The sequence below is a fragment of the Crocosphaera chwakensis CCY0110 genome (genome assembly GCF_000169335.1).
Lineage (GTDB): Bacteria > Cyanobacteriota > Cyanobacteriia > Cyanobacteriales > Microcystaceae > Crocosphaera > Crocosphaera chwakensis.
This window is the reverse complement of record NZ_AAXW01000035.1, coordinates 16010-32888: the sequence shown is the minus strand read 5'-3', so window position 1 is coordinate 32888 and position 16879 is coordinate 16010. Positions and strand designations below refer to the sequence as shown.

Annotated in this window: 13 protein-coding genes; 9 read left to right on the top strand and 4 right to left on the bottom strand. The window is 35.7% G+C overall.

What is annotated here, in order from left to right; all coding sequences use genetic code 11:
- Positions 1-175 precede the first annotated feature (175 nt).
- The 4 genes from CY0110_RS18470 to CY0110_RS18455 all read right to left on the bottom strand — a co-directional run bounded on the left by CY0110_RS18470 (position 176) and on the right by CY0110_RS18455 (position 5233).
- Positions 176-703 carry a hypothetical protein gene (locus CY0110_RS18470; protein ID WP_008277039.1) on the bottom strand — a complete coding sequence of 176 codons (528 nt, stop codon included), beginning with the start codon at positions 701-703 and terminating at the stop codon, positions 176-178.
- 20 nt (positions 704-723) lie between these two features.
- Complete coding sequence (locus CY0110_RS18465; RefSeq protein ID WP_008277038.1) at positions 724-1656, bottom strand: bestrophin family protein; 933 nt, start codon at positions 1654-1656, stop codon at positions 724-726.
- Between the two features lie 9 nt (positions 1657-1665).
- Positions 1666-3606 carry a transglycosylase domain-containing protein gene (locus CY0110_RS18460; RefSeq protein WP_008277037.1) on the bottom strand — a complete coding sequence of 647 codons (1941 nt, stop codon included), beginning with the start codon at positions 3604-3606 and terminating at the stop codon, positions 1666-1668.
- A 283-nt stretch (positions 3607-3889) separates the two neighbouring features.
- Complete coding sequence (locus tag CY0110_RS18455) at positions 3890-5233, bottom strand: histidine phosphatase family protein (protein ID WP_035799946.1); 1344 nt, start codon at positions 5231-5233, stop codon at positions 3890-3892.
- 122 nt (positions 5234-5355) lie between these two features.
- Between CY0110_RS18455 and CY0110_RS18450 the strand changes: the two genes are divergently transcribed.
- The 9 genes from CY0110_RS18450 to CY0110_RS18410 all read left to right on the top strand — a co-directional run bounded on the left by CY0110_RS18450 (position 5356) and on the right by CY0110_RS18410 (position 16720).
- Positions 5356-6930, top strand: a complete 1575-nt coding sequence (locus CY0110_RS18450) for a hypothetical protein (protein ID WP_008277035.1) — start codon at positions 5356-5358, stop codon at positions 6928-6930.
- A 13-nt stretch (positions 6931-6943) separates the two neighbouring features.
- A complete protein-coding gene (locus CY0110_RS18445; protein WP_008277034.1) occupies positions 6944-8491 on the top strand; it encodes an ArnT family glycosyltransferase in 1548 nt (515 codons plus the stop codon).
- A 23-nt stretch (positions 8492-8514) separates the two neighbouring features.
- Complete coding sequence (locus CY0110_RS18440) at positions 8515-10077, top strand: CPBP family intramembrane glutamic endopeptidase (RefSeq protein WP_008277033.1); 1563 nt, start codon at positions 8515-8517, stop codon at positions 10075-10077.
- Positions 10078-10185: 108 nt separating this feature from the next.
- A complete protein-coding gene (locus CY0110_RS18435) occupies positions 10186-11001 on the top strand; it encodes a hypothetical protein (RefSeq protein ID WP_008277032.1) in 816 nt (271 codons plus the stop codon).
- A 188-nt stretch (positions 11002-11189) separates the two neighbouring features.
- The gene (locus CY0110_RS18430) at positions 11190-11585 is read left to right on the top strand and encodes a DUF3110 domain-containing protein (RefSeq protein ID WP_008277031.1); all 396 of its coding nucleotides are present in this window, start codon (positions 11190-11192) and stop codon (positions 11583-11585) included.
- 5 nt (positions 11586-11590) lie between these two features.
- Positions 11591-12508 (top strand): N-acetylmuramic acid 6-phosphate etherase, encoded by a 918-nt coding sequence (gene murQ / locus CY0110_RS18425; protein ID WP_008277030.1) that lies wholly within the window; start codon positions 11591-11593, stop codon positions 12506-12508.
- A gap of 53 nt (positions 12509-12561) precedes the next feature.
- On the top strand, positions 12562-14070 hold the full coding sequence (locus CY0110_RS18420; RefSeq protein ID WP_008277029.1) for a site-2 protease family protein: 1509 nt from the start codon (positions 12562-12564) through the stop codon (positions 14068-14070).
- A gap of 202 nt (positions 14071-14272) precedes the next feature.
- Positions 14273-15322: an amino acid ABC transporter substrate-binding protein gene (locus CY0110_RS18415; RefSeq protein WP_035799944.1), complete on the top strand. Its 1050-nt coding sequence runs from the start codon at positions 14273-14275 to the stop codon at positions 15320-15322.
- Between the two features lie 219 nt (positions 15323-15541).
- On the top strand, positions 15542-16720 hold the full coding sequence (locus CY0110_RS18410; protein WP_008277027.1) for an amino acid ABC transporter permease: 1179 nt from the start codon (positions 15542-15544) through the stop codon (positions 16718-16720).
- Positions 16721-16879 lie beyond the last annotated feature (159 nt).

The window sequence follows — 16879 nt, the reverse complement described above, 5'->3', positions numbered from 1 at the left end:
AGTGATTAATATAACTGTAGAATTGCGCGTTGCTTCATATTTATCTCCAATTTCCCAAATCTTGTAACTGCTATTAGTGGCATAATACACTGTTGCCTTTTTCCCTATTTGACTACTTTTTTAACCTAATTAAACCAGAAGACCTAAAATAGTTAAACTAATGATTAATTGTGACTTAAGATAATAATTGTTCTATTTTATTTTTAATTGTGTGTTTTTGTTCTTGATCATAGCCCCATTTTTCTAAAAAAATTTGATAACTTCCCTCATTATTAATAATTGTTTGGTTTAATTCTTGTAATTGTTGCTGAGTTAATTCTAAATTCATTTGTTTAATAAGGTTGATAGTTCTCTTACAAACTCGATCTGATCCTTGGGCTTTTTGTTCATCATTATTACGACGATGAGTAATGACCATTGCTGAAGACATTGCTAGATTTTTAACTAATAGTTCGCTAACATTATCCGAGGATGTTTTTAAAGCATTAATAACTCCCTCGCTAGGATTATCAGCTATTGAAAGATCGGTGGTTAAATAGATAACAAAAAAGCCTCTCCCTCCATTTTTGCTACTTACTAAAGTAGTAATTATTTCTTCAATTTCATAGTCTTTCAACTGTTTTTTTGCCATTGCGTCTATAAGGGTTTCAGTCAATTGCAATGCGTTTTCAAAAGAAAGATTATTAGGAATATGCCAGTTCATTTTAATTAATAATAAAAAAACTATTGACTTAAATTATTTTTTAAATATCTTACACAAGGGGCAAGGGTGATTAAATCTTCTATATTTCTTTCCATAGTATAACAAATTTGATCTAAGGGTAAATCATTAGCATCATAACCGAAGGGATTTTCTATTTCGATACCAATGGCTTCAATCCCTAATATAGTAAAACTAATTAAGGCAACAATTGGGGCAGTCATCCAACCTAATTCATCAACAAATTGAAAGGGTAAAGTTAAACAATAAAGTAAGACTAATTGTTGTAAATGAATAGTATAAGCTAGGGGAATTGGAGTTTTAAGAATTCTTTCGCAAGCTCCCAACACATCTACCATGGTATCTAATAATTTAAACATGGCAGTTAGTTGATAAGAATTAATACATTTTTTTTCATATTGTTGTTGTAAATAATCACCAATCCAAAAAGCTATTTCTAAGGGGGGATGATTCATAGTGAATAGCTTATCGTAACATTTTTCGGGTAAAAACCTAGCTAATTCTTCATTGACTGGTTCAGAACGTAAATGTAGCTTAGTGGCAATAGCGAAGGCAACTAACAATCGTAACGTGGCTATTTTTTGAGTGCGATCGCTGCTATCATTTTCTTTAATTGTTATCCATAAACTGCGAGATAAATTACGAACTGTATTAATCAAAGTCCCCCAAAGCTTTCGCCCTTCCCAATATCTTTCGTAAGCGGTATTGGTGCGAAAAACTAATAGTAACCCTAAAACAATACTAGGAACTAAACCACTTTCTAAGGGTAAAGCTATATTAATCCCAAAATCATAGACAATCGTAATTCCCAAGGCAAAAACAGCACAAGCAAAAACACGAGGCAAAATGGACGGAATTACCGAACCTTGCCACTGCCAAATAAGACGAAACCAGGGGCGGTGATTAAGGTTTTTTTGGAGTTTTCCCCTGTTCATCTCAATGGCCTATTTTTTCTCTTTAACTTTAGGACGGGGGAACTTAGACGCAGCATGGAATTGCAAAACGGGTTCATTTTTGAGGGCTTCTGTCATAAAACTACGCCAAATGGGTGCAGCATGGCCGCCTCCAGTGACTCCCTTACCCATAGCGCGGTTAGCGTCGTCTCCAACCCACACGGCAGTAGATAATTGGGGAACATAACCAACAAACCAAACGTTCCGTTCATTATCGGTGGTTCCCGTTTTGCCGGCAGCCGGACGACCAATATTGGCAGCGCGACCAGTTCCACTATTAATTACCCCTTGCAACACCGTAGTTAAGGATGCGGTTGCCCAAGGATCAAGCACTAATTGAGGTTTAGGGGTATTATCTAACAGGGTATTACCCCGACTGTCTGTAATTTGGACAATAATGGTGGGATCAGAATACCACCCGTTACTAGCAAAGGTAGCGTAAGCGTTGGCCATTTCCAAAGGAGTGATGTCACCAGCACCCAAGGGAAGGGAAATGACGGGACGCATCGGGCTTTCTATGCCCAAACGACGACACACTTCAATGACCTTACTAACCCCAACTTTTTGCCCCAGAACGACCGCCGGAACGTTGCGCGATTGAATTAAAGCAGCTTGAATAGACATAGCCCCAGAAAAGCCACCCCCGTAGTTTTTGGGACTGTAGAGTCCACTACCATCTCGATAACTAACGGGACTATCATTAACCACTGAACCGGGAGCATATTTTCCACTGGCAAAGGCGGTGTAGTAAACAAAGGGTTTGAAGGAGGAACCAGGTTGACGACGGGACTGAACAGCCCGATTTAACTGACTTTTATCGTAGTCTACGCCACCAACAATGGCTTTGATAAAATGGGTTCGTGGGTCAACAGCCACTAGGGCAACTTGTAAATCTTTGGCATAAATTCCCCGACCCCTTAAGTTGCGATAACCTTGTTTAACAGTTTCTTCTGCTTTTTGCTGCATGAAGTAATCAACGGAGGTTTGAATACGCATTCCTCCTTTAACGATTACCTCTTTGCTAAAGGTTTCTTGTAATTCCTGCATCACAGTATCGGTGACGTAAGGAAGTTTACTCCCTTGCCAAGAAGTGGGTTTTCCTACGCCTAGAGGGGCTTTATAGGCTGTTTGGGCTTCTTCTGGAGTAATCCAACCTAAATCGGCCATACGGTCTAGAACCACCTTCTGCCGTTGCTTAGCGTTGGCGTAATTGTTGAAGGGACTATAGGTTTCTGGGGCTTGAATTAACCCGGCCATCATGGCAGCTTCGGATAGGTTTAACTTAGAAGCTGACTTATTAAAATAACTTTGGGCTGCAGTTTGAACTCCGTAGTTATTATGACCCCAATAAATATTATTGAGGTACATTTCCATAATTTGGTCTTTATCAAAAACTTGTTCAACGCGAATGGCGAGAACTGCTTCTGAGAGTTTTCGGCTAAAGGTTCTGTCTCTGGTGAGAAAAATATTTTTCACTAACTGCATAGTCAGCGTAGAGGCCCCTTCGACTACACCGCCACTTTTCCAGTTAACCCAAAAAGCCCGCCCGATACTGGTGGGGTTGATGCCATGATGTAAGTAAAAATGGCTGTCTTCAATGGCTAATACAGCCCGTTTCAATTCAGGGGCAATTTTTTCGAGTTGAACAGCTTCTCGGTTCGCTTCTCCGTGGAGTCGAGATAAGAGCCGTCCTTTGATATCATAGACATAGCTGGTTTCCGAAGGGGAATAGTTATTTAAGGTTCGCACATCAGGAAGGTTGCGGAAACTAATGGCTAAACCGACTAGACCCCCCGCGAGAATGGAACTCGCTAAAAGACTTGTGCCAAGAACAGTCCCCCCAGCAACGCGAAGAACCCCTTGGGCGAAAGAAGGTTTAGCCTTAGGGGAATTCTTAGGGTTTTGTTTTTGTCGAATAGTGCTAAACGACACGATGTTTAATTTCCTCACTCCGAAACATCAATATAGTTTTATATAAACAGGGATTTACAAGTTTATGATTTTTTTAGTTGTTGATATAGTAGCTTACTAGAATTTTGCTAAGAGTCAATCCCTTGCATTTTTACATTATGGCGGTTTTTCTTGTGATTGGGTAGTTAGAAGCGTATGGGGAGTGTGGAAAGTGTAAAAAGAATGTTAATCTTTTCCTCCTCTGCTCCCCCTGCCTCCTCTGCCTCACCGTACCTTAACGTATGGTCTTCAAAAAGATTTCATATTACAAGGCTCCGGCTGCGGTTTTATCGAGAACCCCCCCTAAATGACTGGTTAAATTAATGGCTTGTAAAACTGGGTGTCCGTTGACTCCTTTGGGATAATCAATGACGCTAACACAGCCATTCCCCTGTTTAATGTTCCAAAAATTAGCAGGATTTAATCCCAATAATTCACATAAAATTACTTTGTTAATAGCATCATGGGCGACAACAATGCCAGTTTTGGGGTTGGGGTCATGGCTATAATCTTTAACAATTTCTTGCCAGCAAGCAACTGCTCTATCCCAAACCTGTTGTAAAGTTTCTCCTTCTGGCATTTGTACCGTTTCTGGTGCTTCTTTCCACTGTTTGAGCATTCCAGGAAAGTTGGCTTCTATTTCTGATTCTAGTTTGCCTTCCCAGAGTCCATGACAAATTTCGGTTAAGGCAGGTCGTAAGTCTAGGGTAATATCTGGATGATATTGTAAGATAATTTCGGCGGTTTCTTTAGGTCGTAATAGGGGACTACTGACACCAAAAGCGATGGGAATGTTTTTGAGAAAATTGGCTGCTTTTTGTGCCTGATTTTTGCCGTTTTCGTTGAGGGGAATATCTCGAATTCCTTGAAATCTAGATTCACGATTCCATTGGGTTTCCCCATGACGAATAAAGAGTAATCTGAGTACATTATCCGTTGAACGAGGGGGAGGAATAGAAATGCCTAAATGAGAGGTTTGATTAAGGGATTCAAGTTGTACTGTTTCTCCCCAATTCCCTGTAAAATTTAAGACATTAATACAACAATTTGACTGTTGAATTCGGTGATAATGGGAGGGAGGAACCCCGATGGCACTCATAATTAAACAGCGATTAATGCCGTTATGAGCCACAATTAAAATGGTTTGATTTTGATGCTTTTCTAGTAAGGTTTGCCAAAATTCTTGTGCTTGTTCATACAGAGAAAGCACTGGGAAATGTTCCCGTTGTCCTTCAGAAGTTGACAAAACCATTTTAAATTCATGGGGACGTTCTTTCCAGCATTGATACTCATCGGGAAATTTCTTGGCTACTTCGTCTTTATGCAACTTTTCCCACAAAGGAAGGTCTACTTCTCTGAGTTGTTCGGTTGGGGATAAAGTAGGAGGTTCTTTGAAGCAATTCTGTATAATTTCTGCGGTGGTTTTTGCCCGTTGCAAAGGACTAGAATAAATAGCATCAATAGGCAAAGAACTTAAGGTATTACCAACTTTTTGTGCATCCTGGCGACCTTTTTCTGTTACTACAGATTCATCGCTACGCCCTTGAATTAATCGTTTAGCGTTGTAGCTGCTTTGTCCATGACGCACTATAATAACGCGAGTAGTCAATCTTCTTATCCTCTCTCGGAATTATCAATTTCTAGATTACAGGTTCTTGGGTGTTTATACTAAACTTGTTTTGATATTTGTCAGATTTCTTATTAATACTTCTGAAGTATTTTTTATAATCTATGGTTTTAAAACAAAAGTTTTTATCTCAATTTCATTCTGAATACTATTATGAAAATAACAGGTTTGAAATATTTTTAATTATTAGTTTTGCAATTATTACTCTCATTGGTATTTTGAACCATGCTATGTGGCGTGATGAGTTAAATGGCTGGTTAATTGCTAGGGATAGTTATTCTTTAATTCATTTTTTTGAAAATATTAAATATGAGGGACATCCTGTAATTTGGTATGTTTGTTTATGGGTTTTAAATCAGATAACCGCTAATCCCATAGCTATGCAGCTTTTTCATTGGTTGATTGCTGTTACTACTGTTTCTATTTTTATTCTTTGTTCTCCTTTTACTAAAACTCAAAAAGCTTTATTTACTTTCGGTTATTTACCTATCTATGAATATTCTTTAATTAGTCGTAATTATGGGATTGGAGTTTTATCAATTTTTTTCTTTTGCGCTTGTTTTAAGACTCGCTATAAATCTTATCTTCCTCTGGGATTTATTTTAGCTATCATGGCTAATACGAATGCTTATTGTTTATTAATATCCTTAGGGTTAGGATTTACCTTAACTATTGAGTATCTCTTTAGTCATTATTTTCAGTATGAAACAAAAGCAAACAAATATGATATCATTATTGCTCTAATTGCTTTTTTATTGGGAATAGTTATATCAGTATTCATGTTATTACCTCCTTCTAATAGTACCTTACAAGGAGGTGCAAGTCAATGGTTTTTTTACTTTGATTTTAATCGTTTAACTCAAACCATTACCAGAGTTTGGCGGAGTTATATTTTAATCATTATTCCTAGTGATTCTAAACCTCTAGATTTACTCATATTTTCGTTTTTTTCTCTAGGTTTATTCGGTTTTTCTATATTGATGCTGATTAAAAAACCCATAGCTTTATTATTCTATTGGGTAGGAAGTTTAGAAATACTGGCTTTTACTTATGCTAAATTTTTAGGATCTCAGAGACATTATGGACATTTATATATTATTCTTATTGCTTCTTTATGGATAGGAAGTTATTATACTAATTCTAAACTGGTTATCAAATTCTTACAAAGTATCTCTCGTCAATTATCAAAAAAAATTTCTCATTGGGCAAATTTTGTTCATCATCATAAAAAAACTTTTTTATTAATTATATTATGGTTACAAGTGATCGCAGGAATTGTTGCGTTTAGTCGAGACTTAATTACTCCATATTCTAGTAGTAAAGTGACCTCAGAATTTATCCAACATAATGATTTGGCTGAGCATTTTATTATGGGTAGCGAAGATTTTACTATTGCACCGATTAGTGGTTATCTTAACCATAAAATATATTACCCAGAGACTCAACAATTAGGAAGTTATGTCCTCTTTAATAATGAGAGAAAAATAGTTGATAATATTGATATCATTAATCAAATGAGTAAAATTATAGCTAATGAAAATAAGGATATTTTGCTCATTATGAATCGAGAGTTTTTAGGTTCATCTCCTGACTTAAGCATTCAATTTATAAAAAAATTTACTCAATCTTTTATCTATAATGAAAAATATTATCTTTATTTAGTAAAATCATCTTCTTAATTAAATCAAAAATATGATGAAAATTAATACAAAAAATAATAATATTTGGTTTTTAATACTGTTGATTTTAGCTTTGTTTTTATGGCTTATAAATTTAGGCAATGTACCTTTAAGAGACTGGGATGAAGGATATTATGCTAAAGTTTCACAAGATATGTTTCAGTCAGAAAATTGGCTTTATTTAACCTACGCAGATCAGCCATTTTTATTAAAACCACCTTTAATTATTTGGCTAATTAATATTAGTTACCATCTAATCGGAATAAGTGAGTTTTCTACTCGTTTCCCTTGTGCTTTATTAACCGCTTTAGGTGTTCCTTTACTCTATTTAGTCGGAAAAAATATCTTTTATAAACCATTACCAGCAATCTTGAGTAGTTTAGTTTATTTAACTTTATTACCCATAGTACGTCATGGACGTTTAGCCATGATAGATGGTATGATAAACACTTTTTTTATCTTTTCTATTTTCTGTTTAGTGAAGTCAAAAAAATATCCTCTATGGGGAATTGGTTTCGGTATTGGATTAGGATTAATTGCACTCAGTAAAGGTATCTTAGTCCTAGCATTAGGAGGAATTTTAGGCATTTATATCCTTTGGGATAATCCAAAAATTTTACTAAAAAATTCTCTATTATGGTTAGGGTTATTAATTGGATTTTTACCTGTAATTAGTTGGTATTATTTACAAATTGATTATTATGGAGAACAATTTATTCAAGTTCATTTTCTCCAACAAAATTTTGATCGCTTATCTACTGCAGTAGAGGGAAATAGTGGTTCGCCGTGGTATTATTTGCTTGAATTGATTAAATATAGTTTACCTTGGTTACTATTTTTACCTGGTAGCTTAATTTTAGCCTGGAAGCAACGTCAGCGTTCTTGGGCAAAATTAGTATTAACAGGGTTGATTGTTTTCTTAGTCGTTATTACCCTAATGGGAACAAAACTACCTTGGTATATTATGCCAATTTATCCTTTTTTTGCTCTCAGTATTGGTTATTATTTATTTAAGTTATATGAAAAAGAAAACTATTATCCTAAATGGTTAATTTTTAGTCTTTTCTTTCTTAGTGCTTTAATTATTATAGGAAGTATTTATTTATGGCAAGAAACTAAAGAATTGTTACTTTTTATTATGTCTCTTGTTCTTGGTATTACTTTTTTATTAACTGCAAAAAAATTAAAAGATAATTCTCCTCAGTTTATTATTATTCTTATGATTGGGTTATATGTTAGTTTGAGTTTATTTGTAATGTCTAAATCTTGGGTATGGGAACTTAATGAATCATTTGCAGTGAAACCGGTTGCCACTTTAATTAGAGAAAATACACCTCCTAATACAATTATTTATACTTCATTTGACTATAGTCGTCCGAGTTTAGATTTTTATAGCGATCGCCAGATACTTGCTAAAGATAATACTACATTAGAAACACTAGCCACAACTTCATCTTATCTATTATTAGATGAGGAAGCTTTTGACAATTTAAAGTTAACTAATGTTAAAATACTAGGAGAAGCTGATCAATTTATTTTGATTTCAACCAATAAGCCATAGTCGAAATTATTAGAGAGAGTTTAATGACAACTAAAAGAATAATATTAATTGTTTTAACTATTATTTCATTAATTCCAGTAATCTTATCACTTATTGGTAGTATTAATCAACCCCAAGTTCAGTCTAATTTACAACTTTATCAAACTAACTTGGTGCTGCAAGCCTCAGAATTTTCAGGAAATAATGTTAGTGAGTTTGATAAAATTCGTGAATCTATTTTAGGAAAAAACCCTTATCAAGCTGCTATCAAACAATATAAAGAAGCCCTAAATCTATCACAAAAAAACTTAAATCAATTAGAAAATAATTTAGAAATAATTAATCAAAAATCTGATCTTATAAAAGAATCAGACAGGACTGTTAATTCTATTCCTATTTTTTCAGAAGGTAATGAACAACAAAGATTACAAATAGAAGTTAATCGACAGAAAAAAGAAATTGAAACTATAAAAATTAAAATAGGACTATTAGAAATTGTCCAAGGAAACCGAACACAGGGTTTAACAAACTTAGATAACATACAACCCTTATCGTTTTCTCCTTCTGTACAGAATACTGCTGATATTCTTAGTCATTTATGGGATGATAATCCTTCCGTTTTATCTGAATCAGAATTAACCCTTAAAAATGAACTCAATGGATGGTTTCGCTATTATTCTCTCAATCAACTTTATCAAATACAAGATCGAAAAAATGATTTAGTTAGTTTACAAGAAAAAGAACAAGAAGCAGCCCAAAAAGCCATTATTAAATTAACCATTATTGCTATTATTCCTGTGTTGGGAGGATTAATAGGTATCGGAATTATTATCTTTTCTCTGGTTCAATTAGCCATTAAGAAAGAATCTGCTATTTTAGCTATAGATGAAAGATTCAAATGGAAAACTCCTTGGAAATTAGAAATTACTTGGCAAGTTTTAGTAGTTGGATTTCTATTTTTTGGACAAATTATTTTACCTATTCTTGTTAGTTTTCTGAATATTAATTTAACTGAATTAACCCTTCGAGGAAAAGCTTTTTATGTTTTAGGTAGTTATGTTGCCATGTCTGTAGGAGGTATAGGCGTTCTTTATTTATCTATCAAACCTTTTTTTCCTTTACCTAAAGACTGGTTTAATTTTAATTGGTTAAGTAACTGGATAGTTTGGGGAGTTGGGGGTTATTTAGTCGCTTTACCTTTGGTCGTCATTATTTCATTAATTAACCAAAATATTTGGGATGGACAAGGAGGAAGTAACCCATTACTCTCTTTAGCTTTAGAAGGGCAAGATATCGTGGTTTTAGCTATCTTTTACTTTACTGCAGCGATCGCTGCTCCTTTTTATGAAGAAATCATGTTTCGTGGCTTTTTATTACCGTCTTTAACTCGGTATATTCCCTTATGGGCAGCTATCGGAATTAGTAGTTTAATCTTTGCTGTTGCTCATCTGAATCTTTCAGAAGTTTTGCCATTAACGGTTCTAGGAATTGTTTTAGGAATTGTTTATACGAAGTCCCGTAATCTTCTCTCTTCTATGCTGCTACATAGCCTCTGGAATAGTGGCACTTTGATTAGTCTTTTCCTATTAGGTAGTGGTGCTAACTAATAGATTTGAGCAAAAGTTAACAAAATATTGAGGAGTGATAATAAAGTAACTTTTTCAGGGAATAATAAAGATGATATGACCTCAACACAGTAGTAGATTAAATCATCAATGAATAGCACATTACCGCAAAAACAGTTAGGAAAAATGATAGGAACAGTAGCTATTATTGCCCTCAGCTTAACTGGGGTAATTGGCCTACAAAAATCTCTAATCAATCCTACCAAAGAACAATTAACGACAGAGGAATATAAAAAACAACAACAACTAGAAAAATTACAATTAAATGTTTACAAAGGTTTACCTAGTTTAGGATATGGTAACTTGCTTGCTGATTGGTTTTATTTGAGGTTTATTCAATATTTTGGTGATGGAGACGCTCGTAAACAGACGGGGTATCCCCTAAGTCCAGACTATTTCGAGTTAGTCGTTGATAACGATCCCCGTTTTGTAGATGCTAATCTTAAACTAGCGGTATCCACTTCTATTTTTGCAGGTTTACCTCAAACCAGTGTTAAATTGTTAGAAAAAAGCTTAGAACAAACTCCTAGTCAAGTAACCTCTCCTGTGTATCCTCCTTATTATTTATGGATTTATAAAGGGGTTGATGAATTACTATTTTTAGGGGATGCTGAAGCAGCTAAAAACTCAAATACAATGGCTGCTAACTGGGCTGATACTTATCCTGAAGATGATAAATATAATAGTAAAGCTGTCGCCCAAAGGAGACGACAAACTGTTCAATTTTTAGAAGAAAATCCTGACAGTCGTGCTGCTCAAATTGGGGCATGGTCACAGATTTTAAATAGTGCTGTAAACCAAGAAACGGTTGAGCGAGCGTTAGGAGAAATTCAAGCTTTAGGGGGTGAAATTTATGTTACTCCTGATGGCAATATTAGGGTTCGTGTTCCTGAATGGATTGATTGAAGAAAACATCATCGACGACTTTCTAGAATTTAACTCTATCCTACCCTTTCGTACAACCTGCGAACTCTGAACCCCTCTTAATCTTGGTGAAAAAAGCGCAAATCAGATATTCTAAGTAACAATGATCTGAATGTATCGGTGAATTCATCAGCCATGCTGTCACGCCAAAATGAGGAGAAAGCGCAGTTATGAGTAAAATTTATGTCCTACTCTTTAACGCCCGCACCGAAAATGAAGGCATTCATACCGTGCAAATGGGCGATCGCAATAAAATCTTGATGTTTGAGTCAGAAGACGATGCTACCCGTTATGCCTTACTACTCGAAGCTCAAGACTTTCCTACTCCTACCGTCGAATCCTTTGACTCGGACGAAATTGAAGAATTTTGCCGTCAAGCGGACTATGATTGGGAATTGATCGGGGAGGGAGAATTAGCAATTCCTCCAGAACAAAACGTCGAAGACATTGTCTGGGGAGAAGAAGAAGAAGAACCGCAAAAATCGGCGGAAACTGAACCAACATCCTCGGAAATGTCCTCAGAAGAATTAGAGCAAATTCGCCGTAAATTAGAAGGCTTACTATAACCCTTATGGAAAATATACAACAAAGAGGTCATCTGTTAACCGAACAGATCAACCCTAATAGTCAAAATTTAGATCAACTCAGTACCGTTGAATTAGTTGATCTGTTTAATACTGAAGATGCCCAAACTCTAAAAGCGATCGCCCAAGCAAGGATAGAATTAGCTCAGGCGATTGATGTCACAAGCAAAGCATTAGGGAAAGGAGGCCGCTTATTTTACGTCGGAGCCGGCACAAGTGGGCGTTTAGGGGTCTTAGATGCTGCTGAATGTCCCCCTACCTTCTGCACCCATCCGGACATGGTACAGGGCATTATTGCAGGGGGAGCGGCCGCACTGGTGAGGAGTTCGGAAAATTTAGAAGATCGTCCCCAAGACGGGGCAGAGGCGATCGCCGGGCGAAAAGTTACAGAAAAGGATGTGGTTGTCGGTATTAGTGCTGGAGGAACTACGCCTTATGTTCACGGGGCTTTAAATGCAGCTAAACAAAGGGGTGCAACGACTATTGCTATGAGTTGCGTTCCGGCTGAACAAGTTCCTATCATCGTTGATATTGATATTCGCCTCTTAACCGGTCCTGAAGTATTAGCTGGTTCGACTCGTCTCAAAGCAGGAACCGTAACGAAAATGGCGTTAAATATCCTCTCGACGGGAGTAATGGTCAAACTAGGTAAAGTTTATGGCAACCGCATGATCGATGTTTCCGTAACTAATAGCAAGCTTTATGATCGTGCTTTGCGTATTTTAGAAGAATTGACAGAGTTAAGCCGTCAGGAGGCTGTTGAGTTACTTGATCGCAGTGGTAAACGGGTTAAACTAGCTTTACTAATGCACTGGACGGGAGTTGATGCCGAAGGAGGGCAATTATTACTGGATAACCATCAAGGAAATTTACGAACAGCCCTTGAAACCAGTCGAAATTCGTAACAGTTTCATACAATTAAGCCGTTACTATAGTCGCACTTATTGTTAATAAAACTATGTTAAATACATCAGAAACTACAACTATTTTTGTCATTATTTTTGTAGCATTAGGCTTATTAGCTTGGGGCTATAATCGAGCAAAAGGCTATGGAAAATTAGGCACATTAGCCTGGTTACAATCAGTGAGTTTGATGGCTCCCTGGTTAATCTTTTTTGGTTTATTCGCTTTAGGCATTTATCTTAATATCGTCGGTATTCTCTTTTTATTAGTCACTTCTGTTATCCTCTATATTTACTTAGGAAAACGGCTTAGGGCAGAGGGACAAGATGTTATGTTGCGAGAGAAAGCAGCACAACGAATTCAAGAGGAAGAAGCCCAAAAAGCTGAAAAAGATAATGATAATTCATCTCCTGGCGCAGAACCTAAAAATGTGGGGGATGTCATTCCTATCCCTGATGAAGATTTACAGGTGATTAAAGGGATTTTTGGCATTGATACCTTCTTTGCTACAGAAACGATTTCTTATCAAGAAGGGGCAATTTTTAGAGGTAATTTGCGAGGAGATCCTGATGAATCTTACCACAAATTGTCTGAAAAGCTTAAGGCTAATTTTGGCGAGAAATATCGTCTCTTTTTAGTAGAAGGAACTGAAGGCAAACCAGTGGTTATTATTCTACCCAGTACCGATGACCCTCAACCTACCACCCTATTACAAAAAAATCTAGCTTTAGTGCTTTTTGTAGCAACAGTGGTGACAACTTTAGAAGCAGCAAGTATATTATTAGGCTTTGATTTATTTAGTAACTGGAATCGTTATCAAGAAACTATACCTATTAGTTTAGCTCTTTGGGGAGTCTTGCTTTCTCATGAAATAGGACACAGAATTGTGGCAAAACAGTATAATATTAATATGAGTTTACCTTTTTTCTTACCCACTTGGCAGATAGGCTCTTTTGGTGCAATTACTCGGTTTGAATCTTTAATTCCTAGTCGTAATGCTTTGTTTGATGTTGCTTTAGCGGGTCCTGCTTGTGGGGGAATTCTTTCGTTTATTATGTTAATTGTTGGTTTAAGTTTATCCCATGAAGGTAGTCTATTTCAAGTACCCACTCAATTTTTTCAAGGGTCAATTTTAGTGGGAAGTTTAGCGAAAGTTATTATCGGAGAACAGTTACAAAATTCTATTGTTGATGTTCATCCTTTGACGGTTGTTGGTTGGTTAGGATTAGTGATTACGGCTTTAAATTTAATGCCAGCAGGACAATTAGACGGCGGTAGAATTATTCAAGCTATTTATGGTAGGAAAACCGCCAGAAGAACCACTATTATTACTTTGGTTATTTTAGGTATTGTTACCATTTTTAGTCCAGCCAATCCTATTCCTTTATACTGGGCGGTGATTATTGTCTTCTTACAAAGAGATTTAGAAAGACCAAGTCTTAATGAATTAACTGAACCCGATGATACTCGCGCCGGATGGGGTTTATTAGCCTTGTTTTTAATGTTAGCAACCTTGATTCCTTTAAGTCCAGGGTTAGCAGGAAGATTAGGCATAGGAGGATAAGCTAAAAAGCATTTTTCATGCTTTTTAGCAAAGAAAAACTCAAAAATAAAAATTTAAAATGAAAGAGGATTATAGACTTTTTATCAATTTTAGTAATAAGTAGTTTAATGAATCGGTAAATAATTAATAATTGATAATTTAACACTTTGTAGTCTAAACTAAACAAAAGTCCTTATTCATCTGCAATTTTTACGAAATATCTATGTTGAAGAAAGCTTATTTAATTTTAATAACACTATTGTTGACCATGCCATTAACCGCTTGTGGAGGGGGTAGTGAAACGTCAGATCCCACCACTGCAAGTACCAGTCGTCTCGATACCATTAAACAACGGGGAACCCTGATCTGTGGGGTAAATGGGGAAGTACCAGGGTTCAGTTTTGTGGACGAAAATGGTCAATATTCAGGGTTAGATGTAGATATTTGTCGAGCGATCGCTGCTGCTTTGTTTGATGATCCTGAGAAGGTGGAATATCGTAAACTCAGCGCACAAGAACGGTTTCCGGCGGTACAATCAGGAGAAGTGGATGTTCTCAATCGTAATACCACCTGGACCATTAGTCGAGATACCACTAACGGCATGGAATTTGCGCCAACGGTGTTTTATGATGGTCAAGGGATTATGGTGACAACCGCTAGTGGTGTAGCCAATATGGAAGGATTAGCTGGTAAATCTATCTGTGTCTTGGCAGGAACTACTACAGAGCAGAATTTAGCCGATCAAATGCGGAAACGGGGTATAGAAGACTATAATCCTGTTACCTTTGAAGATGTGGATGCGCTATATGCTGCTTATCAAGAAGGGCGTTGTGAAGGGGTAACTGCCGATCGCTCTCAATTAGTGGCTCGTCGTTCTATTTTACCAAATCGGAATGACCATGCTATCTTAAATGTAGTCTTATCAAAAGAACCCCTCGGACCAGCCGTTAAAAATAATGATTCTGCTTGGTTTGATGCAGTTAAATGGATTACTTTTTCTTTAATTCAAGCCGAAGAATTGGGCATTAATTCCGAAAATATAGAAACGTTTGAAACCAGCGAAGATCCCAATGTCAGACGCTTTTTAGGATTAGATGATAAATTAGGGGAAGGAATGGGATTACCTAATGATTTCGCTGCTCGTGCGGTTAAGCACGTGGGTAATTATGGGGAGGTTTATGAACGAAATATTGGCGAACCTTTAGGATTAGATCGTGGCCAGAATAACCTATGGACAGAAGGCGGTTTATTATATTCTCCACCGTTTAGATAACATGAATCAATGAGATAATTCAGGCTTTTAGGGTAGATTATAAAATCCCCTAAAAGCTAACGTTAGTTTTATTTATATCGTAGCTAAAGTAAATTTTTCTGCTATTATTTTTTATAAAAACTATAGCAGTACAAAAATCAGTTATGATATTTTTTGTATCTTAAATTGCCATTCCGAGAAACGCTATATAAAAATTTTATATCACAATTATTACATATCATGTCTAATATAAATGAAGAAAAAATACCGTTTTGGCGTGATTCAAGAATTATTAAAATTATCATACAAGTTTTAATTATCAGTGTTATTATCGTAGGTTTAATTATATTTAGTAATAATCTTATTAATAATTTTAGACAATTAGGCTTAACCTTTGGTTTCGGTTTTATTTTTGATCCTGACTTAAATTCCCGTTTCAATCTAGGAGATAGTCCGATTCCGTATCAGCCAACAGATCCCTATTACAGAGCAATTTTAGTGGGTTTATTAAACTCATTACGAGTTATGATTACTGGGATTATTTTAGCCTTTTTTTTGGGGGTAATTGTTGGACTGGGAAGATTATCAGATAACTGGTTAGTCCAGAAAATTGCAACAATTTACGTAGAAATAATACGCAATACTCCTTTATTATTACAGCTATTTTTTTGGTATTTTGCTGTTTTCCTGAAATTTCCTAAAATTAACGATCCTTTAATTGTCTTTAATACTATTTTTCTGTCTAATCAAGGTGTTTATCTTCCCTTTCCTTTGAGTAATTTACAAACTTTATTAGCCATTTTAGCTTTATTTTTAGGAGGAATTATGGCTTTTTTGATTTGGCGCAAACAAACTAAAGTTATCATTCAACAAGGAACAACAGGAAAAGCTTATAACATTAGTTTAATTAGTATTTTAATTCTATCGATTTTAATTATTTTCTTCGGTTTATATTGGCAGTTTCCTAACTATGACACTCAATTACAACAGATTCAAAACGGCTTGAATCTTTCCCCTGAATTTGCTACTTTATTAACGGGATTAACTATTTATACAGCAGCTTTTATTGCTGAGGTTGTTAGATCCGGTATCCAATCGGTTTCTAAAGGACAATGGGAAGCAGCCAAAGCATTAGGATTAAACTCAGGTTTAGCTATGCGTTTAGTCATTTTTCCCCAAGCATTACGGGTAATGATTCCTCCTTTAACCAGCGAATTTTTAAACTTAGCTAAAAATTCTAGTTTAGCGGTTGCTATTGGATATAATGACATTTATGCTGTCTCTAATACCATTTCTAATCAAACGGGAAAATCTATTGAGATGTTATTAATCGTGATGGCAACTTATTTGATTTTTAATCTCATTATTTCCTCTGGAATGAATCAATTAAACCATTTAGTACAACTCAAAGAAAAGTAATTAGGAGTTACACATATCAAAATGAATGAAAAAAGTAGTTTTTTAATTAAAATCATTATCAGTTCTTTTCTTCTTTCTCTAGTTATTAAATATTTAGCGCCTTACTTATCTATTTCTTCTAGTAATATTAATGCGCTAATTATAGTAATGATACTACCT